The organism is Pseudomonas sp. P1.8 (assembly GCF_001269805.1).
Classification (GTDB): domain Bacteria; phylum Pseudomonadota; class Gammaproteobacteria; order Pseudomonadales; family Pseudomonadaceae; genus Aquipseudomonas.
In genome coordinates this window covers 35,701-61,820 of the sequence record NZ_LHVM01000004.1, presented here as the reverse complement: position 1 = coordinate 61,820, position 26,120 = coordinate 35,701, and the positions used below count along the sequence as shown (strand labels likewise).

General features: G+C 59.3%; 21 protein-coding genes and 1 pseudogene. 15 read left to right on the top strand and 7 right to left on the bottom strand.

What is annotated here, in order from left to right; genetic code table 11:
* Positions 1–60: 60 nt before the first annotated feature.
* Positions 61–897 carry a 23S rRNA (adenine(2030)-N(6))-methyltransferase RlmJ gene (locus AD668_RS01300; RefSeq protein WP_053153521.1) on the bottom strand — a complete coding sequence of 279 codons (837 nt, stop codon included), beginning with the start codon at positions 895–897 and terminating at the stop codon, positions 61–63.
* Between the two features lie 196 nt (positions 898–1,093).
* Here AD668_RS01300 and AD668_RS01295 point away from each other — a divergent pair, with 196 nt between their 5' ends.
* Positions 1,094–1,591 (top strand): DUF2165 family protein, encoded by a 498-nt coding sequence (locus AD668_RS01295; RefSeq protein WP_053153517.1) that lies wholly within the window; start codon positions 1,094–1,096, stop codon positions 1,589–1,591.
* A gap of 94 nt (positions 1,592–1,685) precedes the next feature.
* Here the strand turns inward: AD668_RS01295 and putP are convergent, their stop codons facing one another.
* On the bottom strand, positions 1,686–3,170 hold the full coding sequence (gene putP / locus AD668_RS01290; RefSeq protein ID WP_053153514.1) for a sodium/proline symporter PutP: 1,485 nt from the start codon (positions 3,168–3,170) through the stop codon (positions 1,686–1,688).
* Positions 3,171–3,448: 278 nt separating this feature from the next.
* Here putP and AD668_RS29790 point away from each other — a divergent pair, with 278 nt between their 5' ends.
* The 3 genes from AD668_RS29790 (at position 3,449) to AD668_RS01280 (ending at position 9,620) form a co-directional block, all read left to right on the top strand.
* Positions 3,449–3,580, top strand: coding sequence for a hypothetical protein (locus tag AD668_RS29790; protein WP_256220552.1), 132 nt, complete (start codon positions 3,449–3,451; stop codon positions 3,578–3,580).
* Between the two features lie 51 nt (positions 3,581–3,631).
* Positions 3,632–7,582 carry a trifunctional transcriptional regulator/proline dehydrogenase/L-glutamate gamma-semialdehyde dehydrogenase gene (gene putA / locus AD668_RS01285; protein WP_053153511.1) on the top strand — a complete coding sequence of 1,317 codons (3,951 nt, stop codon included), beginning with the start codon at positions 3,632–3,634 and terminating at the stop codon, positions 7,580–7,582.
* A 235-nt stretch (positions 7,583–7,817) separates the two neighbouring features.
* Complete coding sequence (locus AD668_RS01280; protein WP_053153508.1) at positions 7,818–9,620, top strand: acyl-CoA dehydrogenase; 1,803 nt, start codon at positions 7,818–7,820, stop codon at positions 9,618–9,620.
* A gap of 139 nt (positions 9,621–9,759) precedes the next feature.
* Here AD668_RS01280 and AD668_RS30245 read toward each other — a convergent pair whose 3' ends face one another.
* The 4 genes and pseudogenes from AD668_RS30245 to AD668_RS01265 form a co-directional block, all read right to left on the bottom strand.
* Positions 9,760–10,491 carry a methyl-accepting chemotaxis protein gene (locus AD668_RS30245; RefSeq protein ID WP_371259750.1) on the bottom strand — a complete coding sequence of 244 codons (732 nt, stop codon included), beginning with the start codon at positions 10,489–10,491 and terminating at the stop codon, positions 9,760–9,762.
* Positions 10,492–10,623: 132 nt separating this feature from the next.
* A pseudogene (locus AD668_RS30240) lies at positions 10,624–11,652 on the bottom strand (cache domain-containing protein); the annotation flags it as partial.
* A gap of 145 nt (positions 11,653–11,797) precedes the next feature.
* Positions 11,798–12,097, bottom strand: a complete 300-nt coding sequence (locus AD668_RS01270; protein ID WP_053153502.1) for a cell division protein ZapA — start codon at positions 12,095–12,097, stop codon at positions 11,798–11,800.
* Positions 12,094–12,324: a hypothetical protein gene (locus tag AD668_RS01265; protein ID WP_053153499.1), complete on the bottom strand. Its 231-nt coding sequence runs from the start codon at positions 12,322–12,324 to the stop codon at positions 12,094–12,096. The genes AD668_RS01270 and AD668_RS01265 overlap by 4 nt, the downstream gene beginning before the upstream one ends.
* A 528-nt stretch (positions 12,325–12,852) precedes the next feature.
* Between AD668_RS01265 and AD668_RS01260 the strand changes: the two genes are divergently transcribed.
* From AD668_RS01260 to trxC, 5 genes are all read left to right on the top strand, one after another.
* Positions 12,853–13,257, top strand: a complete 405-nt coding sequence (locus AD668_RS01260) for a hypothetical protein (RefSeq protein WP_156322295.1) — start codon at positions 12,853–12,855, stop codon at positions 13,255–13,257.
* A 261-nt stretch (positions 13,258–13,518) separates the two neighbouring features.
* Complete coding sequence (locus AD668_RS01255; protein WP_053153494.1) at positions 13,519–15,261, top strand: potassium/proton antiporter; 1,743 nt, start codon at positions 13,519–13,521, stop codon at positions 15,259–15,261.
* Positions 15,262–15,295: 34 nt separating this feature from the next.
* Positions 15,296–18,646 carry a mechanosensitive channel MscK gene (mscK, locus tag AD668_RS01250; RefSeq protein ID WP_053153491.1) on the top strand — a complete coding sequence of 1,117 codons (3,351 nt, stop codon included), beginning with the start codon at positions 15,296–15,298 and terminating at the stop codon, positions 18,644–18,646.
* A 48-nt stretch (positions 18,647–18,694) separates the two neighbouring features.
* A complete protein-coding gene (gene selO / locus AD668_RS01245; RefSeq protein WP_053153488.1) occupies positions 18,695–20,158 on the top strand; it encodes a protein adenylyltransferase SelO in 1,464 nt (487 codons plus the stop codon).
* Positions 20,159–20,231: 73 nt separating this feature from the next.
* A complete protein-coding gene (trxC, locus tag AD668_RS01240; RefSeq protein WP_053153485.1) occupies positions 20,232–20,666 on the top strand; it encodes a thioredoxin TrxC in 435 nt (144 codons plus the stop codon).
* 17 nt (positions 20,667–20,683) lie between these two features.
* Here trxC and AD668_RS01235 read toward each other — a convergent pair whose 3' ends face one another.
* The gene (locus tag AD668_RS01235; protein ID WP_053153482.1) at positions 20,684–21,454 is read right to left on the bottom strand and encodes a ParA family protein; all 771 of its coding nucleotides are present in this window, start codon (positions 21,452–21,454) and stop codon (positions 20,684–20,686) included.
* Positions 21,455–21,810: 356 nt separating this feature from the next.
* Here AD668_RS01235 and AD668_RS01230 point away from each other — a divergent pair, with 356 nt between their 5' ends.
* From AD668_RS01230 to AD668_RS01205, 6 genes are read left to right on the top strand one after another with little or no spacing between them, the layout of a single operon-like run.
* Positions 21,811–22,536 (top strand): beta-ketoacyl synthase chain length factor, encoded by a 726-nt coding sequence (locus AD668_RS01230; RefSeq protein WP_053153479.1) that lies wholly within the window; start codon positions 21,811–21,813, stop codon positions 22,534–22,536.
* Complete coding sequence (locus AD668_RS01225) at positions 22,512–23,321, top strand: 1-acyl-sn-glycerol-3-phosphate acyltransferase (protein ID WP_053153475.1); 810 nt, start codon at positions 22,512–22,514, stop codon at positions 23,319–23,321. Before AD668_RS01230 ends, AD668_RS01225 begins: the two co-directional genes overlap by 25 nt.
* Positions 23,302–23,562, top strand: a complete 261-nt coding sequence (locus AD668_RS01220) for a phosphopantetheine-binding protein (protein ID WP_053153472.1) — start codon at positions 23,302–23,304, stop codon at positions 23,560–23,562. The genes AD668_RS01225 and AD668_RS01220 overlap by 20 nt, the downstream gene beginning before the upstream one ends.
* A 9-nt stretch (positions 23,563–23,571) precedes the next feature.
* Positions 23,572–23,826: an acyl carrier protein gene (locus AD668_RS01215; protein ID WP_007992314.1), complete on the top strand. Its 255-nt coding sequence runs from the start codon at positions 23,572–23,574 to the stop codon at positions 23,824–23,826.
* The gene (locus AD668_RS01210) at positions 23,823–24,368 is read left to right on the top strand and encodes a hypothetical protein (RefSeq protein WP_053153469.1); all 546 of its coding nucleotides are present in this window, start codon (positions 23,823–23,825) and stop codon (positions 24,366–24,368) included. The genes AD668_RS01215 and AD668_RS01210 overlap by 4 nt, the downstream gene beginning before the upstream one ends.
* Positions 24,365–26,044 (top strand): acyl-CoA synthetase family protein, encoded by a 1,680-nt coding sequence (locus AD668_RS01205; RefSeq protein ID WP_053153466.1) that lies wholly within the window; start codon positions 24,365–24,367, stop codon positions 26,042–26,044. The genes AD668_RS01210 and AD668_RS01205 overlap by 4 nt, the downstream gene beginning before the upstream one ends.
* Positions 26,045–26,120 lie beyond the last annotated feature (76 nt).

Here is a 26,120-nt window from a genome sequence, read left to right as displayed (position 1 = left end):
GGTCCAGCAGAGATCTCTGGGCCGCTATCGCCAGCAAGCCGGCTCCTACAGGGCCGAGCATTACTCGGCAATCAACCAATCCATCTTCCAGCCACCCTGGGTCTGCCCAAGCTTCTCGGACAACCACGGCAGCAGCTCGCGCAATTCCTCCTCCAGCCCCCACGGCGGATTGGCAATCGCCAGGCCGGAGCCGTTAAGGCTGTTCGGCGTATCCAGCGGATGTACCAGCAACTCCACACGCAACAACTTCGGCGCACCGGTACCCGCCAAATCCTGATAGAACCGACGCAAGGCGCGTTGATCCTTCACCGGGTACCAGATCGCCGCCACCGTCTGGCGCATCCGGCCAATTGCCTCTTTCAGCGACGCGGCACAACGCTGCATCTCGTCGAGCTTCTCGAATGGCGGATCGATCAACATCACCGCCCGCTTCTCCGGCACTGGCAGCAAGGCACGCGGCACATGCCAACCTTCGCCCAGGTGCACCTTGACCCGACGATCACCGGCCATGTTGTCCTTGAGCAGCACGCCGTCTTCCGGGTGCTTCTCGTTGAGCAACACGCGGTCCTGCGCACGGGTCAGACGCCGCGCCAGCTCCGGCGAACCCGGGTAATAGCGCAACTGGCCATCCGGGTTCATCTCGTGCAGCACCTGCATGTAATCAGCGGTCAGGATCGGCAGATCCGGCTGGTCCCACAACCGCGCGATGCCTTCCAGGTACTCACCGGTACGGTTGGCCTGATCGCCCTGAAGGTCATAAAGACCAATACCGGCGTGGGTATCGAGATAGGCAAACGGCTGCTCCTTGCGCGACATCAGGGCGATGAGGCGGGTCAAGGTCAGGTGTTTGAACACATCGGCATGATTGCCGGCATGGAAGGCGTGGCGATAATTCATGGTTGCTCCTGCGAAGGCCGGGGAGTTTACCTTTTACCGGCCGGCAAGTCAGGGGTTGGCGGTCAAACGGAAAAACGCTACATCCACAAACGAACAATCCCTCGAAAAATAGAACTTAACCTACATTTTGCAGCCCATGTCCTGCCTGAACATTGGAAGAAAGCACTTCACTGACAATCCAATGGATGGAGATTCCATGACCATGCGCTATGCAAAAATATTACTCACCCTGGCACTCGCCACCTTCGCCTTATTGGTCACTTTCAACAACGTCACCGATTACGCCTCGAACTTCGCATTCGTGCAGCATGTGTTGAGTATGGACACTACCTTTCCCTCCAACACCGCCGGATATCGGGCCATTACCACCCCGTGGGCGTGGCATGCGGCCTACTGGCTGATCATTGGGGGCGAAGCAATGACCTGCACGTTTCTGGCTTGGGGCAGCTTGAACCTGTGGCGCGCACGCCGTGCCACCGGTCCTGTATTCACTCAGGCCAAACGCCAGGCGATCATCGGTTGCAGCCTGGGTTTTCTGGTCTGGTTCTTTGGTTTCATGGTAATCGGTGGCGAATGGTTTCTGATGTGGCAATCACAACACTGGAATGGCCAGGAGCCAGCCTTCCGGTTCTGCATCACGATACTTGGGGTGCTGTTGCTTCTGAACCAGCCAGACGCCGACTTGCCGACATAACGTCGCGCATTCAAGGCAAAAAAAACGGCCCGCTCTTATAAGGAGACGGGCCGTTTCTTGTTCTGCGAGAGATCAGAGCGTTAGCTCACCCTCATCACTTGTTCAGGCGGTAATCTTTCTCGGCAGCATCAAAACGCTGCAGCATGCCGGCAGTCGGCGTGCCCAGTTTGCTGACGATGTAGATCGCCAGGCTGGCGAAAATGAAACCAGGGATGATTTCGTACAGACCCAGCAGTTCGAAGTGTTTCCACACGATCACGGTGATCGCGCCGACCAGGATGCCGGCCAGTGCGCCGTTGCGGGTCATGTCTTTCCAGATCACGGAGATCAGCACGACCGGACCGAACGCGGCACCGAAGCCAGCCCAGGCGTAGCTCACCAGGCCCAGTACACGGTTTTCCGGGTTGGCCGCCAGGGCGATGGCAACCAGGGCCACCAGCAGCACCATGGCACGACCAACCCAGACCAGCTCCACCTGGGAAGCGGTTTTACGCAGGAAGGTCTTGTAGAAGTCTTCGGTCAGGGCGCTCGAGCACACCAGCAACTGGCAGCTCAGGGTACTCATCACTGCAGCCAGAATGGCCGACAACAGAACACCGGCAATCCATGGGTTGAACAGGATTTTCGCCAGCTCGATGAACACACGCTCGTGGTTTTCGGTCACAGGACCTGCCACTTCCGGGTGCGCCGAGAAGTAAGCGATGCCGAAGAAACCTACAGCGACGGTGCCGCCCAGGCACAGGATCATCCAGGTCATGGAAATGCGACGGGCGTTGGCGATCGATTTAACAGAATCGGCAGCCATGAATCGCGCCAGGATGTGCGGTTGGCCGAAGTAGCCCAGACCCCAGCCCATCAGCGAAATGATGCCGATGAAGGTGGTGTTTTTCAGCATGTCGAAGTTGCCTGGATCTTGCGCTTCGATGGCCAGGAACGTGGTGTCGACGCCACCGGTCGCCAGCAGCACGATGATCGGCGTGAGCAGCAGGGCAAAGATCATCAATGTGGCTTGTACGGTGTCGGTCCAGCTCACTGCCAGGAAACCGCCTACGAAGGTGTAGGCAATCGTTGCCGCAGCACCGGCCCACAGCGCGGTCTCGTAGGACATACCGAAGGTGCTCTCGAACAGACGGGCGCCAGCCACAATGCCGGAAGCACAGTAGATGGTGAAGAACACCAGGATCACCACGGCGGAGATGATCCGCAGCAGGCCGCTTTTGTCTTCGAAACGGCTGGAGAAGTAGTCCGGCAGGGTCAGGGCATCGCCGTTGTGCTCGGTCTGCACGCGCAGACGGCCGGCAACGAACAGCCAGTTCAGGTACGCACCGACGATCAGGCCGATGGCGATCCAGCTCTCGGACAGGCCAGACATGTAGATGGCGCCCGGCAGGCCCATCAACAGCCAGCCGCTCATGTCGGAAGCACCGGCAGACAGCGCAGTCACGACGCTGCCCAGGCTACGGCCGCCCAGAATGTAATCGGAAAGGTTGTTGGTGGAGCGATAGGCCATGAAGCCGATCAGCACCATTGCTGCGATGTAGATCACAAACGTGATCAGGGTTGGATTGCTTACGCTCATTGAGTTACGCCCTGGCTTTGTTTTTATGTAGCGGCGGCTGGTGAACCGCTCGCAAACGGTGACGTTTGACAGACGATCCGGGATGCCGCGCATTTATGACCGATGTTTCCCCAGGAAAGCCATCAGCCGGAGCACCTGCATTCGTTGCCGGTTGCACCTTGGGCGCGAATGCTATTCAACAAAGCAAATAAGGTGCAACCAGTTTCGCGAGAATAAGTTGCACCTAGTCGGAAATAAACTTCAAACCCTTGTTTTTGCTCCTTTTAGGAGCAAGAACCGTGACCAACCAAGCTAAAAAGCACCAAGCAGATGCAGCACCGACGTACCAGAATTTATTTCCTGACGAGCTGCTTATTATTCCGACAAAAAAAGGGTTGCACCAGGTTGCACCTCGCCAGTTGCACGGCTAATCTTGCCGCCAGCTGATGCCACGCAGTCGTGGCAAACATGAGGATAAAAACATGGCTACCACCACCCTTGGGGTCAAACTTGACGACCCAACCCGCGAACGCCTCAAGGCCGCCGCGACCTCGATTGATCGCACGCCACACTGGCTGATCAAGCAGGCAATCTTCAATTACCTGGAAAAACTCGAGGGTGGTGCAACCCTGTCCGAGCTGAACGGTTTGACCAAGGATTCCGACGATTCCGTCGACGCGCCTCTGGATCATGCCCACCAGTGCTTCCTCGAATTCGCCGAAAGCATCCTGCCGCAATCGGTCCTGCGCGCATCGATCACCGCCGCCTACCGTCGCCCTGAGCCGGAAGTGGTACCGATGCTGATCGAGCAGGCGCGCCTGCCGGCACCGATGGCCGAAGCGACCAACAAACTCGCGGCCTCGATTGCCGAAAAACTGCGCAACCAGAAGAGCGCTGGCGGCCGTGCCGGCATCGTTCAAGGCCTGCTGCAGGAGTTTTCTCTGTCGTCCCAGGAAGGCGTGGCGCTGATGTGCCTGGCCGAAGCGCTGCTGCGCATCCCGGACAAAGGCACTCGCGACGCACTGATCCGCGACAAGATCAGCACCGGTAACTGGCATCCGCACTTGGGCAACAGCCCGTCGCTGTTCGTCAACGCCGCGACCTGGGGCCTGCTGCTGACCGGCAAGTTGGTGTCCACGCACAACGAAGCAGGCCTGACGTCCTCCCTGAGCCGCATCATCGGCAAGAGCGGCGAGCCGATGATCCGCAAGGGCGTCGACATGGCCATGCGCCTGATGGGCGAACAATTCGTGACCGGTGAAACCATCGCCGAAGCGTTGGCCAACGCCAGCAAGTTCGAAGCCAAGGGCTTCCGCTATTCCTACGACATGCTGGGTGAAGCCGCACTCACCGAGCACGACGCCCAGAAGTACCTGGCTTCGTACGAACAAGCCATTCACTCGATCGGCAAAGCGTCCCACGGCCGTGGGATTTATGAAGGCCCGGGCATCTCCATCAAACTGTCCGCCCTGCACCCGCGCTACAGTCGCGCCCAGTACGAGCGCGTGATGGACGAGCTGTACCCGCGCCTGTTGTCGCTGACCCTGCTGGCCAAGCAATACGACATCGGCCTGAACATTGACGCCGAAGAAGCCGACCGCCTCGAGCTGTCGCTGGATCTGCTCGAGCGCCTGTGCTTCGAGCCGCAACTGACTGGCTGGAACGGCATCGGTTTCGTCATCCAGGCTTATCAGAAGCGTTGCCCGTACGTAATCGACTACGTGATCGACCTGGCTCGCCGCAGCCGTCATCGCCTGATGATCCGCCTGGTGAAAGGCGCGTACTGGGACAGCGAAATCAAGCGCGCCCAGGTCGAAGGCCTGGAAGGCTACCCGGTCTACACCCGCAAGGTGTACACCGACGTTTCCTACATCGCTTGCGCACGCAAACTGCTGTCGGTGCCGGAAGTCATCTACCCGCAGTTCGCCACGCACAACGCCCACACTCTGTCGGCCATTTACCACATCGCCGGCCAGAACTATTACCCGGGCCAGTACGAGTTCCAATGCCTGCACGGCATGGGTGAACCGCTGTACGAACAGGTTGTAGGCAAGGTTTCCGAAGGCAAGCTGAACCGTCCGTGCCGCGTCTACGCTCCAGTCGGCACCCACGAAACCCTGCTGGCGTATCTGGTACGTCGCCTGCTGGAAAATGGCGCGAACACCTCGTTCGTCAACCGCATTGCCGACCAGTCGATTTCCATCCAGGAACTGGTAGCCGATCCGGTAGCCAGCATCGAGCAAATGGCAACCGTCGAGGGTGGTTTTGGCCTACCGCACCCACGCATTCCGCTGCCGCGTGACCTGTATGGTTCGGAACGCGCCAACTCCAGCGGCATCGACATGGCCAACGAACATCGTTTGGCGTCCCTGTCCTGCGCCCTGCTCGCCACCGCGCACAACCATTGGAAAGCCGCGCCGATGCTCGGCTGCGCTTCCAGCAGCGAAGCGCCGGCACCGGTCTTGAACCCATCCGATCTGCGTGACGTGGTCGGCCATGTGCAGGAAGCGACCGTCGAAGACGTCGACAACGCGATCCAGTGCGCCCTGAACGCTGCACCGATCTGGCAGGCCACCCCGCCAGCCGAACGCGCCGCGATCCTGGAACGTGCCGCTGACTTGATGGAAGCCGAGATCCAGCCGCTGATGGGTCTGCTGGCTCGTGAAGCCGGCAAGACCTTCGCCAACGCCATCGCCGAAGTGCGTGAAGCCGTGGACTTCCTGCGCTACTACGCAGTGCAGGCTCGCAACGATTTCACCAATGACGCTCACCGTCCGTTGGGTCCAGTAGTGTGCATCAGCCCGTGGAACTTCCCGCTGGCGATCTTCAGTGGTCAAGTGGCTGCAGCCCTCGCCGCCGGTAACCCGGTATTGGCCAAACCTGCGGAACAGACGCCACTGGTCGCCGCTCAAGCCGTGCGCCTGCTGCTCGAAGCCGGCATCCCGGAAGGCGTGCTGCAACTGCTGCCGGGCCGTGGCGAAACCGTCGGCGCAGGCCTGGTTGGCGATGATCGCGTCAAAGGCGTGATGTTCACCGGCTCGACCGAAGTCGCTCGCCTGCTGCAACGCAACATTGCCGGCCGCCTGGACAGCCAGGGCCGTCCGATCCCGCTGATCGCCGAAACCGGTGGCCAGAACGCGATGATCGTCGACTCTTCGGCACTGACCGAACAAGTTGTGATCGACGTGGTGTCCTCGGCCTTCGACAGCGCCGGCCAGCGTTGCTCGGCCCTGCGCGTCCTGTGCTTGCAGGAAGATTCCGCTGACCGCGTGATCGAAATGCTCAAAGGCGCCATGGCTGAAAGCCGCCTCGGCAACCCTGAGCGCCTGTCCGTGGACATCGGCCCGGTGATCGACGCCGAAGCCAAGGCCGGCATCGAGAAGCACATCCAGGCCATGCGCGACAAAGGTCGCAGCGTGTACCAGGTGGCCATCGCCGACGCCGAAGAAGTCAAACGCGGCACCTTCGTGATGCCGACGCTGATCGAACTGGAAAGCTTCGACGAACTGCAACGGGAGATCTTCGGCCCGGTACTGCACGTGGTTCGCTACAAGCGCAAAGACATCGATCAACTGATCGCTCAGATCAACGCTTCCGGCTACGGCCTGACGCTGGGCGTGCACACCCGCATCGACGAAACCATCGCCAAGGTGATCGACAACGTCAACGCCGGCAACGTCTACGTCAACCGCAACATCGTGGGTGCCGTGGTCGGCGTTCAACCATTCGGTGGCGAAGGCCTGTCGGGTACTGGCCCGAAAGCCGGCGGCCCGCTGTACCTGTACCGCCTGTTGTCGACACGTCCTACAGATGCAATCGAACAATCCTTCGCTCGCGGTGATGCCGAGGTTGCACCGGATGTGCGCTTGCGCGATGCCATGAGCAAGCCGCTGACTGCCCTGAAAGCCTGGGCCGACAGCAACAAGTTCGCCGACCTGAGCAGTTTGTGCGCGCAGTTCGCCGCGCAATCGCAAAGCGGTATCACCCGCGTGCTGGCTGGCCCGACCGGCGAGCGCAACAGCTATGCAATCCTGCCGCGTGAACACGTGCTGTGCCTGGCGGAAGTCGAAGGCGATTTGCTGACTCAACTGGCAGCGGTGTTGGCTGTCGGCGGTTCGGCGGTCTGGCCGGAAGCTGACATGACCAAGGCCTTGTTCGCACGCTTGCCGAAGGAGATTCAGGCGCGCATCAAACTGGTTTCCGACTGGAACAAGGATGAAGTGGTGTTTGATGCGGTTCTGCATCACGGCCATTCCGATCAGTTGCGTGCGGTGTGCCAGCAGGTGGCCAAGCGTGCTGGTGCGATCGTTGGGGTTCAGGGCCTGTCGCAGGGCGAATCCAACATTGCGCTGGAGCGACTGGTTATTGAGCGTGCATTGAGCGTCAACACTGCAGCGGCGGGTGGTAATGCCAGCTTGATGACCATCGGCTAAATAGCGATGCAGTCACTGTAAAAATGGGCGCCCTCATCGGCGCCCATTTTTTTTGCCTTGTAGGAGCCGGCTTGCTGGCGATCAATACACTACGGTGCGTCTGATGCACCGCCATCGCCAGCAAGCCGACTCCTACAGGTCGGTGTTTTGCCCCTTTATCACCGACATCAATCATCCTGTTCAGCCTCTATTCCCCATCTTAGACTCGGCCCATTCCAACAAAAGGTAGGCCGCCATGTCAGAGACGTTGCTCAGTTCCCGCAATCTGGCTTTCGAGCTGTATGAAGTCCTTGATGCCGAGGGCCTGACCCAGCGTGAGCGTTTCGCCGAGCACAACCGCGAAACCTTCGATGCCGCCATTGGCACCGCCCGCAGCATCGCCGAGAAGTTCTTCGCCCCGCACAACCGCAAGGGCGACGAGAATGAGCCGCGCTATGAGAACGGTCAGGCGATTCTGATTCCGGAAGTAAAACCGGCAGTGGAAGCCTTCCTCGAAGCCGGTTTCCTCAACGCCGCTCGCAGTTTCGATGCTGGCGGCATGCAACTTCCTACATTGCTGTCCCAAGCCTGTTTTTCGCACTTCCAGTCAGCCAACGCCGCTTCGACGTCTTATCCGTTCCTGACCATGGGCGCGGCAAACCTGATCGAAAGCTTCGGCACTGACGAACAGAAGCAGCGCTTCCTGCAACCGATGATCGACGGCCGCTTTTTCGGCACCATGGCCCTCACCGAACCGCACGCCGGCTCATCGTTGTCGGATATTCGTACCCGCGCAGAACCTGCGTCTGACGACACCTATCGCCTCAAGGGCAACAAAATCTTCATTTCCGGCGGTGATCACTCGCTGTCGGAAAACATCGTGCACATGGTGCTGGCCAAGCTGCCGGACGCGCCGGCAGGGGTGAAGGGCATCTCGCTGTTCATCGTGCCGAAATTCCTGGTCAACGATGACGGCAGCCTCGGCAAGCGCAATGACGTGTTGCTCGCCGGTCTGTTCCACAAGATGGGCTGGCGCGGCACCACGTCCACCGCGCTCAACTTCGGCGATAACGGTGACTGTGTCGGCTATCTGGTGGGCAAGCCGCATCAGGGCTTGAGCTACATGTTCCAGATGATGAACGAGGCGCGGATCGGCGTCGGCATGGGCGCGGTGATGCTCGGCTACGCCGGTTACCTGTACTCGCTGGAATACGCCCGCGAGCGCCCGCAAGGCCGCGTGCCGGACAGCAAAGACCCGAACACTGCTCCGGCGGCAATCATCAACCACGCCGACGTCAAGCGCATGCTGCTGACACAAAAGGCCTACGTCGAAGGCTCATTCGACCTCGGCCTGTATGCGGCGCGCCTGTTCGATGACACCACCACACTTGCGACCGAAGCCGAGCGCAAGCAGGCCCATGAGCTGCTGGACCTGCTGACGCCGATCGTTAAATCCTGGCCGTCTGAGTTCTGCCTGAAGGCCAATGAGCTGGCGATCCAGATCCTCGGCGGCCATGGCTACACCCGCGAGTATCCGGTCGAGCAGTATTACCGCGACAACCGCCTGAACCCGATCCACGAAGGCACCCACGGTATTCAATCGCTGGACCTGCTGGGGCGCAAACTGGCGCAGAACGGTGGTGCAGGACTGAAAAAACTGATCCGCCTGATCGCCGACACTGGCGAGCGAGCACAGGCGTTTGATTCATTGACGCCACTGCGTGAACCGCTGGAAAAACTGGTGGCCCGACTGCAAGCCGTGACCATCGGCCTGCTGACCGATCTGGCCCAGGGCAAGGTCAACAGCAGCCTGGCGAACTCGGCGCTGTACCTGAAAGTGTTTGGTCACACGGTGATCGGCTGGCGCTGGCTGGAACAGGCGATCCGCGCCGAGGAAGGCTTGACCAAGGGGAATGCGGCGGATGTGAGCTTCTACAAAGGCAAGCTGCAGGCGGCGCGGTACTTCCTGACGTGGGAAGTGCCGGGTTGCCATCATGAGCTGGCGATTCTTGAGGCGCGGGATGATGTGTGCCTGGGGATGCAGGATGAGTGGTTTTGATCCGGGGCTTTTGCCGCCCTTGAGATCCAATCGCCGGCAAGCCGGTTCCTACAGGGATTCGGTCGTTCACGAATAATGTGTTCGACACAAAACCTGTAGGAGCGAGCTTGCTCGCGATGGCGTCAGAACAAACAACACATCACTTCAACTTGAACCCACCCATCTGCCGCGCCAGATCATCTGCCAACCGTTGCAACGTCTGACAATCATCCCGACAGCCCCTGACCTCTCCCGCCGTCGCCCGCGCCAGGTCGGAAATACCCTGCACGTTGCGATTGATTTCCTCGGTCACCGCCGATTGCTCTTCCGTCGCCGTCGCCACCTGGTGATTCATGTCGCTGATGCGTTCGACCTGTCCGGTAATGGCGGTCAACGAGGCTCCCGTGCGCTGGCTCGATTCGACGCCTGTCCCTGTCGCCGCTTGACCGCTATGCATCGAGGAAACGGCGTTCTCCGCGCCCTGCTTGAGACTACCAATCATCTGCTGGATCTCATCAGTGGACGACTGCGTACGTCTTGCCAAGGTGCGCACTTCATCGGCAACCACCGCAAACCCGCGCCCCATGTCCCCGGCCCGCGCTGCTTCAATGGCAGCGTTGAGCGCCAGCAGGTTGGTTTGCTCGGATATGCCGCGAATCACCGCCAGCACCTGATCGATGGATGCCACTTGATGGGCCAATTCGCCCACTGCGCTGGCGGCGACGCCTATTTCGTCAGACATGCTTTCGATATGCCGAATCGAGCCACCGACCGCTTCCCGCGCCTGCATCGCCTCATCCCGCGCCGTTTGCGACGCGACCGCCGCATTGCCTGCGTTCTGCGCGATTTCCTGAACCGTCAGGCCCATTTCGTGAACCGCCGTGGCGACCATGTCGGTCATCTCCTGCTGGCGTCCAGAGCGTTCAGCAGTGTTATCCACAACCTTGGCCACTTGCCCCACCGCCGTGCGCAGGCGTTCGCTGGTGGTGAGCACTTCGCCGATCATGTCGCGCTGACTGTCGAGGAAGCGATTGAACCCACGCGCCAGATCACCCAGCTCATCGGCGCGACTGGAATCTAACCGGTGGGTCAAATCTCCACCACCGCTACCGATGGCCACCAGCGCCGCTGTTACCTGACGAATCGGTCTTACCAACCCTCGTGCCAACAAGACGACCAGCAACAGGCACACCATTGCCACCGCCAGGCCAATGCCGCTGCTCATCCACATGGCGCGGCGGGCCTCGGCGTAGATTTGTGACTGCGGCACTTCGGCAACCAACGTCCAGCCGAGATCGCGCAGTGGCAGGCTCAACGCAAGAAAATCTTCGCCATCACGCTGGAAGCTATTGCTGGTGGCAGATTTTTGACCCATGACGGCGCGCGCCGCGACATCGCCGATCTGCTCGGTGAGGGTGCGTTTACCGCTGAATTGCGCCTCGGGATGAACCTGGATCAAACCGTCGGAACGCACGAGATAGACCTTGCCGCGCTCACCAAAACTGAAATTGTGGATAATCTCCGACAGCTCTTTCATGCTCAATCCAAGCCCTGCAACACCCACGACTTTACCGGCCTGTTCGACTTTGATGTCGATGAAAAGCGCCAATTCTCCGGTGGCCGTGTCGTTATCGATATTGAGGGTGCGCGGCTGGTGGCTGTCGAGAAATGCATAAAACCAGGCGTCTTTTGGATTGGAGCGGCTGAGGGTGCGGTCCAGGCCTTTTTCGCTGAAGTAATGGTTGGAGGCAGTGCCGACAATCAGCGCAGTAAAGGCTTTGTGCTCGCCTCGAATGCCTTCCAGATAAGTGGTGAAGGCACCGACCTGGGCACTGTCTTCACCTGCGGCCAGCCAGTCACGCACCATGCTGTTGCTGGCGATGTCCTTGGCGGCGGTGAGGGGTTGGACAAGGATGCGCTCGATGTCGTTGCGCATCGCTTCGATGCTCGACGGCAAGGCTTGCTCGACCAGGTAGCTCTGGGCGAGGCGGTTGACCACGAGGGTATAAATGCCAACCACAATCAGGATACTGACCAACAGGGCGCTGCCCATGCTCAGGATCAATTGCCATTGAATACTGCGTCGCCAGAACTGCATGGAGCACCCCCAAAGAATAAGAGGCTGAAACACTGCAACAGCCGTGCCGATTGTATACATCAAAATCGACAATTTATTCTTTGGTTGTGCGCAAAGCCGATCAGGCCTGATTGATCGTCTTGGAAATCACTTCAACCGTGGCGCTGACTTGCTCTTGGTAACGGTCGAGTTCGAGCTTGTGCTGCTTTTTCATTTCGATCTGCTGAGAGCACAGATTCATTGCGGCCAGCACCAGCAGTCGGTCACCGATCAGCGTCGGGTACTTCCTTTTGGTGTCGTCCAGGGCAGCTTTCAACATCATCGCAGCGTCGAGCAGGGTTTGTTCTTCCCCGGCCGGCGCCTTGATCGAATAGTCCTCCCCCAGAATCGAGACGACTTTCACCCCCGGACCGTAACTCATGCGCTGACAGGGCCAGCGCTGACGCGCTCAACCAGTGCCTGGATGCGAGCGGCGGTGGCGCCTTGCTTCTCTTCCTGTTCCATCAGGCTCAATTGCAGGCTTTCGTTTTCGTCTTTGGCCTGGGCCAGTTCTGCAGTCAGGGTCTGGTTGGTGCCGAGCAAAGCCTGGTTCTGTTGCACCAGGTCGCTGACCAGTTGTTCCAATTGGCTTAGGGATGCTTCCAACATTTTGATTTTCCGGGCATTTTCAAAGGGCGCGTACGATAAAGAAAAGTCACCCTGGATGCCAGGGTTATACCGGCGCAAAGCCTTGATTTTCCTGCCGGGCGACCTTCCTCGCGAGTTTTAAAGACTGTGAATGGCCGATCTGGTTCCTGCACTTCGTCGCCGAAGGGTGCAACTGGCTGAATGACAGAGGGTTCAATCGCTCAGATCGGCAACGCACAGGGCATTCATCTTCTATCGGCCGCCCGAGGTGCACTCCCTGATGGTAAGCACGGACGTTTACACGCCCCCCGAACAAACGCTATCAAACCACTCCATGTCTAAACCCAATAATGTGCAAGTGGCTAAAACTCGACAAACTCGATAAATCCAAAACACCACTTACACTTATTAAAAACAAGCGAAACACTCAGAACCAAACTCTCGCTCGCAAACATAATTACAACCATGGAATAATTTTAATTGCCGCCAATCTGCGGCCAACATTAAAACCCACCAGAATTTATTTATATAAAAGCGAGAACAACTACCATGTCAAACAATCAAGAAACACCGGCCTCCATGTCCGAACCCCGGAGCACTGCCACAACAAGCCAGAGCATCACCCTGACAACTAACGACAGGGGCGGCGTTACCTATGGCATTGAAGATTCCCTTGCAGCAATCAGCGAAGTGCAATACATCGCCAGTTTTGAAACGGGCAAAGACCGCATCGACATGTTGAAAGCATTGAAAAACCTCGGCGTGAACACGCTAAACTTCAATCTTTCCGACCCCTCCGAACTGAGGAACCCAGGCGATGCTTTTGTAAACTACACGCCTCACAACAACCAAAGCCAAATCATAGTAAAAATCCTCCACACCAAAACATTATTAGCCGTTACCGTAACAGGTTTTGTGCGCTTGGGAGATATCGCAGGCTCAGGCTGGTCTTGAGCCTTCAGATAAATTTGTTTGCACTTTCAAACCCATCTGAAAACCCGGCAAGACAAGAGCATCCTGTTCAAAACAAAATCTGATTATCATCCGTTGAATCTCTAATTGACTCAACAGTTAGCAAATCAGCAGGCACCACCAAAAACAGTCATCTTCAAAAGCTTTTTTGACAGCGACTCAATTCAACAGGTTAGAATCGCTGGCACGCAGACTGCATGGTCAGTCTGCGCCCCGCCTTTCAGCTTTTCTGGAGTACTGCCTTTGAATGCGACAACCATCAACAGCCTGTTCTTGATCGGCGCGTTGCTGGTGGGTGCTAGCATTCTGGTGAGTTCTCTCTCGTCCCGCCTCGGCATCCCGATTCTGGTGATCATCCTGGCCGTGGGCATGTCGGCCGGCGTCGATGGCGCCGGCATTATTTTCGATAACTATCCCACGGCTTATCTGGTCGGCAACCTCGCATTGGCCGTGATCCTGCTCGACGGCGGCTTGCGTACACGGGTCTCGAGCTTCCGTGTGGCGTTATGGCCGGCGTTGTCGCTGGCGACGGTCGGAGTGTTGATAACCACCGGGCTGACCGGTATGGCGGCCGCATGGCTGTTCGACCTGAACCTGATTCAAGGCCTGCTGATCGGCGCCATCGTCGGCTCCACCGATGCCGCGGCAGTATTCTCGCTGCTGGGGGGCAAGGGTCTGAACGAACGGGTGACCGCCAGCCTGGAAATCGAATCCGGCAGCAACGACCCGATGGCGGTGTTTCTCACCGTCACCCTGATCGATATGCTCGCCAGCGGCCAGACAGGCCTGCACTGGAGCCTGCTGACTCATCTGTTGCGCGAATTCGGCATCGGCGGCGTCATCGGACTCGGTGGCGGCTGGCTCATGCTGCAACTGGTCAACCGCATCAATCTGGCCACCGGTTTGTATCCGATCCTGGTCATCGCTGGCGGGCTGGTCGTCTTTGCCCTGACCAACGCCCTGCACGGCAGCGGCTTCCTGGCGGTGTACATCTGCGGTCTGGTGATCGGTAACCGCCCGGTACGCAGCCGTCACGGCATCCTGCACATGCTCGACGGCATGGCATGGCTGGCGCAGATCGGCATGTTCCTGGTGCTGGGCCTGCTGGTCACACCCCACGACCTGCTGCCGATTGCGCTGCCCGCACTGGCACTGGCGCTGTGGATGATTCTGTTTGCCCGGCCGCTGTCGGTGGTCGTTGGCTTGCTGCCGTTCAAGGCCTTCCATGGCCGGGAAAAAGCGTTCATTTCCTGGGTCGGCCTGCGGGGCGCGGTCCCGATCATTCTGGCGGTGTTCCCGCTGATGGCCGGCCTGCCTAACGCCCAGCTGTATTTCAACCTCGCGTTCTTCATCGTGCTGGTGTCGCTACTGGTGCAGGGCACGAGTTTGCCGTGGGTCGCCAAACTGTTGAAAGTGACGGTACCGCCGGAGCCCGCGCCGATCTCACGCTCTGCCCTGGAAGTACACGTCACCAGTGAGTGGGAGCTTTTCGTTTATCGACTCGGCGCGGAAAAATGGTGCATCGGTTCACCACTTCGTGAACTGAAAATGCCCGAAGGCACCCGCATTGCCGCCCTGTTTCGTGGCCAGCAATTGCTCCATCCGTCGGGTAGTACGGTGCTGGAAGTCGATGATTTACTGTGTGTTATCGGCCATGAACACAACCTGCCGGCCCTCGGAAAACTCTTCAGCCAGGCGCCGCAACGGGGCCTCGATTTGCGTTTCTTCGGCGACTTCGTACTCGAAGGAGACGCCCAGCTGGCGGCGGTTGCCGCCCTGTATGGCCTGAAAGTCGAAGGCATCGACCCGGACATGTCCCTGGGCCACTTCATTGCCCAGAAAGTGGGGGGCGCGCCGGTGGTTGGCGACCAGGTGGAATGGAACAACACCATCTGGACCGTTGCCGTCATGGAGGGGAACAAGATCGGCAAAGTGGGCGTCAGATTCCCCGAAGGAAGTCGCCCGGGTCCGGGACTCTTCCTCTAAACTCCATTTCTCGTCAGCTTTTTAATCGGTCTCTATGTCAAGCCTGCGCACCTTTTTCATCATGGCCCTGCTGGGCCTGAGTCTCTCCGTCGGCCCCTTGCAAGCCGCCGAACCGCCCACCCGCGAAGCCGTGCAGACGAGTCTGGACAAGATCGCTGATCGTAAACTGCCGGAGGCGGACCAAAAGGCTCTGCAATCCGTTCTGCAAGGCACGCTGACTCATCTCAACAATCAGCGTGATTACGAGCAGAAACTGGCCGAACTCAAGCAACAGCTGAGCAGCGCACCCAAACAGACCATCGAGAACCAGCGTGAGCTGACGCGGCTCAAAGCCACCAGTGTGGTGCCGGTGGCACAGCGTTTCGCCAAAGAAAACATCCAGCAGCTGGAGCAATTGCTCACCGAGCGCTCGACACAGCAAAGCGATCTGCAAAAAGCCCTTGCCGACGCCAACAGTCTGATCATCACCGCCCAGACCCGTCCGGAGCGCGCGCAGGCTGAAATCTCCACCAGCCAGACACGCATCCAGCAGATCAACAACATCCTCAAGGCCGGCAAAGACGCCGGCAAGACCTTGAGCGCCGAGCAACGCGACCAGCTCAATGCCGAACTCGCGGCGCTCAACGCCCTGATCCCGCTGCGTCGCCAGGAACTGGCCGGCAACACTCAACTGCAGGATCTGGGCAACAGTCAGCATGACCTGTTGTCGGAACGGTCCGATCGCCTGGATCATGAAATTCAGGAACTGCAGAACCTGATCAACCAGAAGCGCCTGGCGCAGTCTCAGGAGACCGTCACCCAACAGTCGATCGAAGCGCAGAAATCCGGCGGCAGCAGCCTGCTGGCGACCGAAAGCACGGCCAACCTGAAGCTCTCGGACTACCTGCTCAAAAGCACTGACCGCCTCAACGAAGTCACTCAGAAAAATCTGCAGACCAAGCAGCAACTCGACAGCGTGACCCAAAGCGACTCGGCTTTGGATGAACAGATCAACGTGCTCAAAGGCAGCCTGCTGCTTTCGAAGATTCTCTATAAGCAAAAGCAGGCCCTGCCGCGCCTCAAGGTCGACCGCGACCTGGCCGACCAGATCGCCGACATTCGCCTCTATCAGTTCGAAGTCAGCCAGCAACGGGAGTTGCTCAGCAACCCGGCCACCTACGTCGATAACCTGCTGTCGACCCAGCCGCCCGAGCAAGTCACCCCGCAGCTGCGCAAGAGCCTGCTGGAGCTGGCCACCACCCGTGCCGACCTGTTGGAACGTCTGAACCGGGAACTGAGTGCGGTCCTCAACGAATCCATCACCCTGCAGTTGAACCAGAAGCAATTGCTCAGTACCGCGCAAAGCCTGCGGGCCACGCTCGATGAGCAGATGTTCTGGATTCCCAGCAACAAGCCACTGGACCTGGAATGGATCCACAGCGTGCCGGATCGCCTGCAACGTCAGATCGACACACTGCCCCTGGCCTCAAGCCTGAGCGAACTGACCGATGGCCTGACCCAGCGACCGCTGCTGTTCCTGCCACTGGCTCTGTTGATCGGCGCCCTGCTGTGGCGCCGCAAGCAACTGTATGCCCGACTGAACAAGGTTCACCAGGATATCGGCCACTTCAAGCGCGACAGCCAGTGGCACACACCACAAGCCATTCTGATCAACATTTTGCTGGCGATGCCGGTGTCCCTTGGCCTCGCCTTGTGCGGGCTGGCCCTGCAAATCGATGCCCGCGGGCAAAACGCCAATATGGGCGCGGCGCTGCTGCAAATGGCTCAGGCATGGCTGGTGTTCTACACCGCCTATCGGATCCTCGCGCCGGGTGGCGTGGCCGAACTGCATTTCCGTTGGGAAAAGCCTCAGGTCGAATTCCTTCGCGGCTGGGTCCGCCGTCTCGGCATGGTCGTGATGGCGCTGGTCGCGGTGGTGGCCGTTGCCGAACTGCAACCGGCGGGGCTGGCCGACGACGTAATCGGCATGCCGGTGGTGCTCACCTGCTACGCCTTGATGACTTTGCTGCTCAGCCGCTTGCTGATCAGCAGCCCGACCCACGAAAACGCCTCGCTGTTCCGCAAGGTCGTGGGCATCCTGTTTACCGCCCTGCCGGTCGCGCTGTTCGTCGCGGTGTGCTTCGGCTACTACTACACCGCACTGAAACTCAGCGACCGCTTGATCAACACCCTGTACCTGCTGATGTTCTGGCTGGTAATCGAAGCCACCTTCGTCCGCGGCCTCAGCGTTGCAGCCCGACGCCTGGCCTATCAGCGTGCCCTGACCAAACGTCAGGCGGCGAAAGAGGCCGGCGACGGCGAAGCGGTCATTGAAGAGCCGACCCTGGACATCGAAAAGGTCAACGAACAGTCGCTGCGACTGATCCGCCTGGCCTTGCTCGGTGGTTTCATGGCGTTGCTGTACTGGGTCTGGGCTGACCTTATCACGGTGTTTTCGTACCTCGACAACATCACCCTTTACGAATACACCAGCGGCACCGGCGCCAACATGAGCATGGTGCCGATCAGCATCGGCGACATGCTGGGCGCACTGATCATCATCGGCATCACCTTCGCCCTCGCGCGAAACTTGCCGGGTCTGCTTGAAGTCTTCGTGTTGTCCAAGCTCAACCTCGCCCAAGGCAGCGCCTATGCCACGACTACGCTGCTGTCCTACGTGATTGCCGGTGTCGGTTTTGTCTCGACCCTGTCGACCCTCGGTGTGAGTTGGGACAAGTTGCAATGGCTGGTGGCGGCGCTGTCGGTCGGACTCGGTTTCGGCATGCAAGAGATCTTCGCCAACTTCATCTCCGGCATCATGATCCTGTTCGAGCGTCCGGTACGGATCGGTGACACCATCACCATCGGCAACCTGTCGGGCACGGTGAGCAAGATCCGCATCCGCGCCACGACCATCACCGACTTCGACCGCAAAGACATCATCGTTCCGAACAAGACGTTCATTACCGGGCAACTGATCAACTGGTCCCTCACCGACACCATCACCCGGGTAACACTCAAGCTCGGCGTCGACTACGGCTCGGATCTCGATCTGGTGAAAGAACTGCTGCTGAAAGCTGCCCGCGATAACCCGCGTGTGCTGAAAGACCCCGAACCTCATGTGTATTTCCTGAACTTCGGCGAAAGCACCCTCGATCACGAGTTGCGCATGCACGTGCGCGACCTCGGCGACCGCAACCCGGTGCTCGACGAGGTCAACCGCTTCATCAACCGCGAGTTCAAGAAGCAGCACATCAACATCTCGTTCCGGCAGATGGAGGTCTACCTCAAGAACCTTCATGGCCAGGAGTACAAGATGGTGCCCATCGAGCCGGAAGCGAAAACCATTGTGCCGATCGTTGATGGCCAGCCTCCGCAACAACCGCCGGCGGCCAAACTCGACTAACAGGCCATTCCCCAGCAGAATGCTCGGACATTCTGCTGGAGCCGGCACTTGAAAGCCCTCGACGAACTGACCTTCGATAATCGCTTCGACCGCCTGGGCGACACCTTTTCCGCCCATGTGCTGCCTGAGCCCATCGACAATCCGCGCCTGGTAGTCGCCAGCCCTGCTGCCATGGCGCTGCTGAACCTCGACCCGGCCGTGGCCGAAACACCGGAGTTCGCCGAACTGTTCAGCGGCCACAAGTTGTGGGCCGATGCGGTGCCTCGGGCAATGGTTTATTCCGGCCATCAGTTCGGTTCGTACAACCCGCAACTGGGTGATGGTCGCGGCCTGTTGCTGGGTGAGGTGTACAACGAGGCGGGCGAGCACTGGGACCTGCATCTCAAGGGCGCCGGCCAGACACCGTTTTCACGCATGGGCGATGGTCGCGCCGTGCTGCGCTCCTCGATCCGCGAATTTCTTGCCTCCGAAGCCCTGCACGCGCTGAACATCCCGACCACCCGGGCGCTGTGCGTCATCGGCTCCGATACACCGGTGTGGCGCGAAAAACAGGAGCGTGCCGCCATGGTCCTGCGCCTGGCGCCGAGCCATGTGCGTTTCGGGCACTTCGAATACTTCTACTACACCAAACGCCCCGAGCAACAGAAAGTACTCGGCGATCATGTGCTGGCCATGCATTTCCCGGAATGCCTTGAGCAACCGGAACCGTACCTGGCGATGTTCCGCGAGATCGTCGAGCGCAACGCCGAACTGATCGCCAAATGGCAGGCCTACGGTTTTTGCCACTGCGTGATGAACACCGACAACATGTCGATCCTCGGCATCACTTTCGACTTCGGCCCATTCGCCTTCCTCGACGACTTCGACGCCAATTTCATTTGCAACCATTCCGATGACCAAGGCCGTTACTCCTTCAGCAACCAGGTGCCCATCGGCCAGTGGAACCTCAGCGCCCTGGCCCAGGCCCTGACGCCGTTCATCAGCGTTGAAGCCCTGCGTGAAACTCTCGGCCTGTACCTGCCGCTGTTCCAGGCCCATTACCTGGACCTGATGCGCCGCCGCCTCGGCTTGACAACGGCCGAAGAGGATGACCAGAAACTGCTGGAGCAGTTGCTGCAACTGATGCAGAACAGCGGCGTCGATTACAGCCTGTTTTTCCGGCGTTTGGGTGAAGAGGCGCCACAAGCTGCCACCGCTCGATTGCGCGATGACTTCGTCGACCTCAAAGGTTTTGATGCTTGGGCCGAGCTTTATCTTGCCCGGGTTACCCGCGATGGTGAGCTAGACCAGGAAAAACGACGTCAGCGAATGCATGCGGTCAATCCGCTGTACATCCTGCGCAACTATCTTGCGCAGAAAGCTATCGATGCGGCAGAGAGCGGCGACTATACGCAAGTCCGCCGACTGCACGCGGTGCTGAGCAATCCGTTCGAGGAGCAACCAGGGATGGAGAGTTACGCCGAGCGACCACCGGAGTGGGGCAAGCATCTGGAGATCAGTTGTTCGTCGTGAAGCGCTGCACAATTGAAAACCTGGAGTCATGTCTCCAGATAAGGATCATTCGCTTTCGACTGGACGATTTGTCATGACCGAGCCACTCCTCATCCCCTGCCCCCACTGTAACGGCCTCAACCGCATCCCGGCCGAACGTCTCAGTGACCACCCGAAATGCGGGCGATGCAAAGCTGAAGTGCTGCTGAACAAGCCCTTTGAGCTCAAGCAAGGCGACTACGCCAGCCAGATCAAGGGTGATCTGCCGTTGCTGGTGGACGTGTGGGCTGACTGGTGCGGGCCGTGCAAGTCGTTTGCGCCGGTATTCGAGCAGGCCGCGGCGCAACTGGCAGGCAAGTGCCGATTGGCCAAGCTGGACAGCGAGGCGAACCCGCAGTTGTCGGCACAGTTGGGGATTCGCTCGATTCCGAGCCTGATCCTGTTCAAGAACGGCCGGGAAGTCGCCCGGCAGAGCGGGGCCTTCCCGTTACCGCAATTGATGAGCTGGTTGCGCAGCCAAGGGGTTTGACACCGTTCTTTTGTTCTTCAGGCGTTTTCCAGCAGGTTGTGCAGCTCCACAAATTGCTGGGTCAACTTGTGCCGCGGATCAAGATGGATCAGCGGAGTGTTGGCCTGATGCGATTCGCGCATACGCACTGAACTGGCCAGGTACACCGGCAGCACTGGCAATCCTTCGGCTATCAGTTCGTCGAGGATCTGCTGTGGCAGGCTGGCACGGGCCTGGAACTGGTTGACGACGATGCCTTCGACTTCCAATCCCTCGTTGTGGTCTTCCTTCAACTCTTCGATCTCCGCCATCAGGCCATACAACGCCTGCCGGGAGAAACTGTCGCAATCGAAGGGAATCAGCACACGATCGGCGGCAATCAGTGCTGATACTGCGTAGAAGTTCAGCGCTGGCGGAGTATCGAGATAAATCCGGTCATAGTCCTCGCTCAACTCTTCGAGCAACTTTCGCAGTTTGTTGATCTTGTGCTTGGCTTCCAGCTTTGGCTGCAAATCCGCCAGTTCGGCGGTGGCCGTAATGACGTGGAGGTTGTCGAACGGTGTTTCGTAGATGTCGACCTGGTTTTTCTTGGAGAACGGTCCGGATGACAGGGTTTGCTTGAAAAAATCGGCGATCCCCATCGGGATGTCACTGCCGGTAAGCCCCGTCAGATACTGGGTGGAGTTCGCCTGGGCATCGAGATCCACCAACAGGGTGCGAAAGCCCTCGCTGGCACTGACCGCTGCCAGATTGCAGGCGATGCTGGATTTGCCAACGCCACCTTTCTGATTGAACACCACACGCCGCATGTCAAAACCTCCGCGTATCAAAGAATGACCGAGTGTAGTGGTCCTCGGTACTGCTTCGCTACCTCGCTGGGATCGGGACTACACAGTCAGTGGCGATCTCCTATCGAAAAAGCCGCAAGTACCACAATCAACAGCCATAAGAGACGACAGACGGGCAGATTAAAATGCGAATAATTGGCAACCAACATGTATTTGCTCTCTAACCAGTCCGTCTGATTGAGCAAAATGCAACCGGCATTTGCTACACGTTCCCGGCACCGGGATAATGCGCACCACTCGGCGCCTGGCGCCACGTAGCGTGAGGCACGGTTTTCGACCACTTACCGCGTCAGGAAGCCCCTCAGGGGCGGGATGAAATGTCTGTGATCAATTTCAATATCGCCCAATGGCGCGCATGGGCTCCAGGGCTCGAAAGCGTGGACGATTGGCAAGCCTGGAGCCGACAACCTGTCGTGCTGCCGGTCAGCGATGCCGCTCCTGACGTCTCGTTCCTGCCAGCCATGCAGCGTCGGCGACTCAGCCGACTGGCACGGATGGCGTTCAGTGTCGGCTGGCCCTTGGCCGATGGTCGCCAGGACCTTCCGTTGGTCTTTATTTCTCGTCATGGCGAAACCCCGCGCACCTTCGACATTCTCAGCGATCTGGCCGTTGATCAGCCGCTGTCACCGACCCAGTTCAGCCTTTCGGTGCACAACGCGATCATCGGCCTGTGGTCGATCATGCGCAATGAGACCAGCGAGATGACGGCCCTCGCCGCCGCTGGAGACGGACTTGAACACGGTATGCTGGAGGCGGCGGCGCTGCTGAGCGAAGGCGCTCCGGCGGTGTTACTCGTTGTGACCGAGGAGCAACCGCCCGAGGCGTATTCGGCCTGGATTGATGATGTGCCATTTCCCTATGCCGTCGGCCTGTTGATCACTCCCGGCAATGACTGGCAGTTGACCCTGAACAGCCCTTCGAATGCGTTGTCCAAATCCCGCGGGCCCCATGCCTTGAATCTGTTGCGGACGCTGCTTGACCAGCAAACAACCTGCCAACATGCCTGGAAAAATCGTGTATGGACCTGGCAACGCAATCCGTGACTGAAAAGAACCGCGACGCTTATTATTGGCGCCTGTTGGCGACCGCCGCGAGCTTCACCCTGTTCGGGTTGGGCGGTATGTGCCTGCGCCTGCTGGTTTTCCCGTTGTTGAGCTGTCTGCCGGGCGACGCCCAGACCCATCGGCTGCGTGCACGAAAAACCGTCAGTCGTTGCTTCTGGTTTTTCGTGCAGTTCATGGCCCGAACCGGTGTGCTGACCTACGATATCGAGGGTGCGGAAAAACTCGGCCGCCCGGGACAGATGATCATTGCCAATCATCCGTCGCTGATCGACGTGGTGTTCCTGATCGGGCTGGTGCGCCATGCCAATTGCGTGGTCAAGCAAAGTCTGTGGGAGAACCCCTTCACTCGCGGCCCGCTGCGCCGCACCGATTACATCAGCAACGACGGCAGCATGGACATGCTCGATACCGCCGCAGACGCACTGAAAAGCGGCCAGACCCTGATCATTTTTCCCGAGGGCACCCGCACACAACCCGGCCAGACACCGGCCTTTCATCGGGGTGGCGCGGCAATCGCCTTGCGCGGTGCGAAAATCCTCACTCCCGTGGTAATCAAGGTCAACCCGACGACATTGACCAAGGCCGAACCCTGGTATCGCATACCCAAACGGCGCGTGCATTTCAGTTTCCGTGTCGGGGCCGATATAGACCCACAGGCGTACGCCGTACAGGGGCCCGCCCCTCAAGCCTCGCGCAAGCTCAACGATTATCTGCATTCTTACTTTATCAAGGAGCTCGCCGAAGATGAGCGATCTACACCGTGAAATCAAAGACCTGATCATCGAAGCCCTGGGCCTTGAAGACATCAGCGCACAAGACATTGGCGATGACCAGACGCTGTTCGGCGAAGGACTGGGCCTGGACTCCGTCGATGCCCTGGAACTCGGCCTGGCCATTCAGAAAAAGTACGGCATCAAAATCGATGCAGACGCCAAGGACACGCGCAATCATTTCAGCAACGTGGCGAGCCTTGCAGCGTTCGTCACCGCAAAACAGGCAGCTTGAGACCGGACCATGCAAACTCGTGACGACATTTTCAACACCTTGCGCGATGCCTTGGTCGAGCTGTTTGAACTGGACCCCGAGCGCGTGAGCCTCGAATCCAACCTGTATCAGGATCTGGAAATCGACAGCATCGATGCGGTCGACCTGATCGATCACATCAAACGCCAGACCGGCAAGAAAATCGCCGCCGAAGAATTCAAGTCGGTGCGCACGGTCAGCGACGTGGTCGAGGCTGTCTACCGTCTTGTTCAACCGGCCGCATGAGCCGACTGATCGGCCTCGGCCTGTTGCTGGCAGGCCTGCTGTACCCCTTTGCGGTGTATTTCGGCATGGAACACTTCGCGCCGTGGCAGTTCGCACTGCTGCTGGGCAGCCTGTGGCTGGCCCGTGCGCTGACCGGCCGCAGACGCCCCGGCAGCCAGTGGATGGCTACAGCGGCCATTGGTTTCTGTCTGTTGCTGGCGCTGTTGGACAGCCCGGCGCTGCTGCGCTGGTATCCCGTATTAATCAGCGGGTTCATGCTGGGATTGTTCGGCCTGAGCCTCAAATTCGGCCCGCCGATGGTCGAACGCCTGGCCCGTCTGCGCGAGCCGCACCTGCCAGCCAAGGCCATTCGCTATACCCGCCAGGTAACCATCGCCTGGAGCGTGTTTTTTCTCTGCAACGGTTTGTGCGCCGCCGCCCTGACGCTGTGGGCGCCGCTGAGCTGGTGGATGTTGTACACCGGTCTGATTTCCTACGGATTGATAGGCCTGATGTTTGCCATTGAATGGCTGATACGCCAACGGGTACGAGGCCACCCATGAATTGGATAAAACTTGAGCATCTGTTGCTCAAGACGCAGCCGGAGCGCGCCGTGACGAGCGCTCCGACGCTGGACCATGCTCAGCTGTGCGACCGGGCGCTGCGCCTGGCTGCCGGCCTGCAAACCCAGGGCGTGCGCCAGATGGCCGTGCACCTTGAGGATGCCGCCGATCTGGCGGTCGCGCTGCTCGGCGCCTGGCGCGCCGGGGTCAGCGTACTGCTGCCCGCCGACCTGCAGCCACAGACCCGCCAGCGCTGGTCCAGGAACGTTGACCTGTGGCTCACCGATCAAACCGGCGATGCCCACCTGAGCGACTATCGCCATCCGCCATTGGATGGCGCCGCTCTGGATCTGGATCACTGCCAGCTCAATCTGTGCACTTCCGGTTCCAGTGGCGAGCCCAAGCGCATCGAAAAAAATCTGCGCCATTTGGCCAATGAAGTCGAAGCCCTGGAACAGTTGTGGGGAGCGGACCTGGGGCCAGCGTGCATCATCGGAAGCGTCGCCACCCAGCACATCTACGGCCTGCTGTTTCGGGTGCTGTGGCCGCTGTGCGCCGGGCGCCCGTTCGTGCGTCGGCAACTGGCCTTTCCGGAGGACCTGCAGCGCGCCAGCCGCGAACACCCCGCCTTTGCCTGGATCGCAAGCCCCGCGTTGCTCAAGCGTATGGGCGACAACCTCGACTGGCCTGCCTTGAGCGCGGTGCGTCGGGTGTTTTCTTCCGGCGGCGCCTTGCCGGCTGAAGCCGCACAGAACCTGCAGCAACGCCTTGGGCAATGGCCGACGGAAATCTTCGGCAGCTCGGAAACCGGCGGCATTGCCTGGCGCCAGGGCTCCGGACTCTGGCAGCCTTTCGCCGATGTTGTGCTGAGCCAGGACGGTGACGGCGCGCTGCTGATTGCTTCGCCGTATTTACCAATCGGCTATGTCGAACACACCGCCGACTCCGCGAGAATCACCGCTGATGGCCGGTTCGAATTACTCCGACGACTGGACCGGATCGTCAAACTGGAAGAAAAACGTATCTCGCTGCCGATGCTGGAACAGGCACTTGCAACCCATGAATGGGTCGCCGAAACGCGTCTGGGCGTCGTCCAGGAAAACCGCGCCTCGTTGGGGGCCTTGCTGGTACTGACCGAAACAGGTCTGCATGCCCTGCGCAATCAGGGTCGACGCAGCGTGACTGAGCAATTGCGCAAGCATCTGAGTCAACACTGTGAGGCCCTCGCCCTGCCACGTCGCTGGCGCTTGCTTCGACAACTGCCGCTCAATGCCCAGGGCAAACTGCCTCAAGCTGAAGTCGACGCCTTGCTGATGGCACCACGCCCCAAGGCGCCACAAGTACTGGAGCAAACCGAAACCGATGGCGAGTGGAGCCTGCAACTGGCCGTGCCACCGGATCTGGCCTACTTCAGCGGTCACTTCCCCACTGCGCCAGTTCTGCCCGGTGTGGTGCAGGTGGAGTGGGCGTTGAACCTGGGACAGCAACTGATGAACCTGCCGGAAAAATTCGCCGGCATGGAAGTACTGAAATTCCAGCAGCTGGTGCGTCCCGGTGATGAAATCCAGCTGCACCTGCGTTTCGACCCAACTCGCGGCAAACTGTATTTCGCCTATCGCAATGAGACTGCAACCTGCTCCAGCGGGCGGATCTTGCTGGAGGCTTTGAATGCATAACCTGTGGCGAGGGAGCTTGCTCCCGCTGGGCTGCGAAGCAGACCCAAAACCATCTCGCACCGGCGTCATGGCGAGT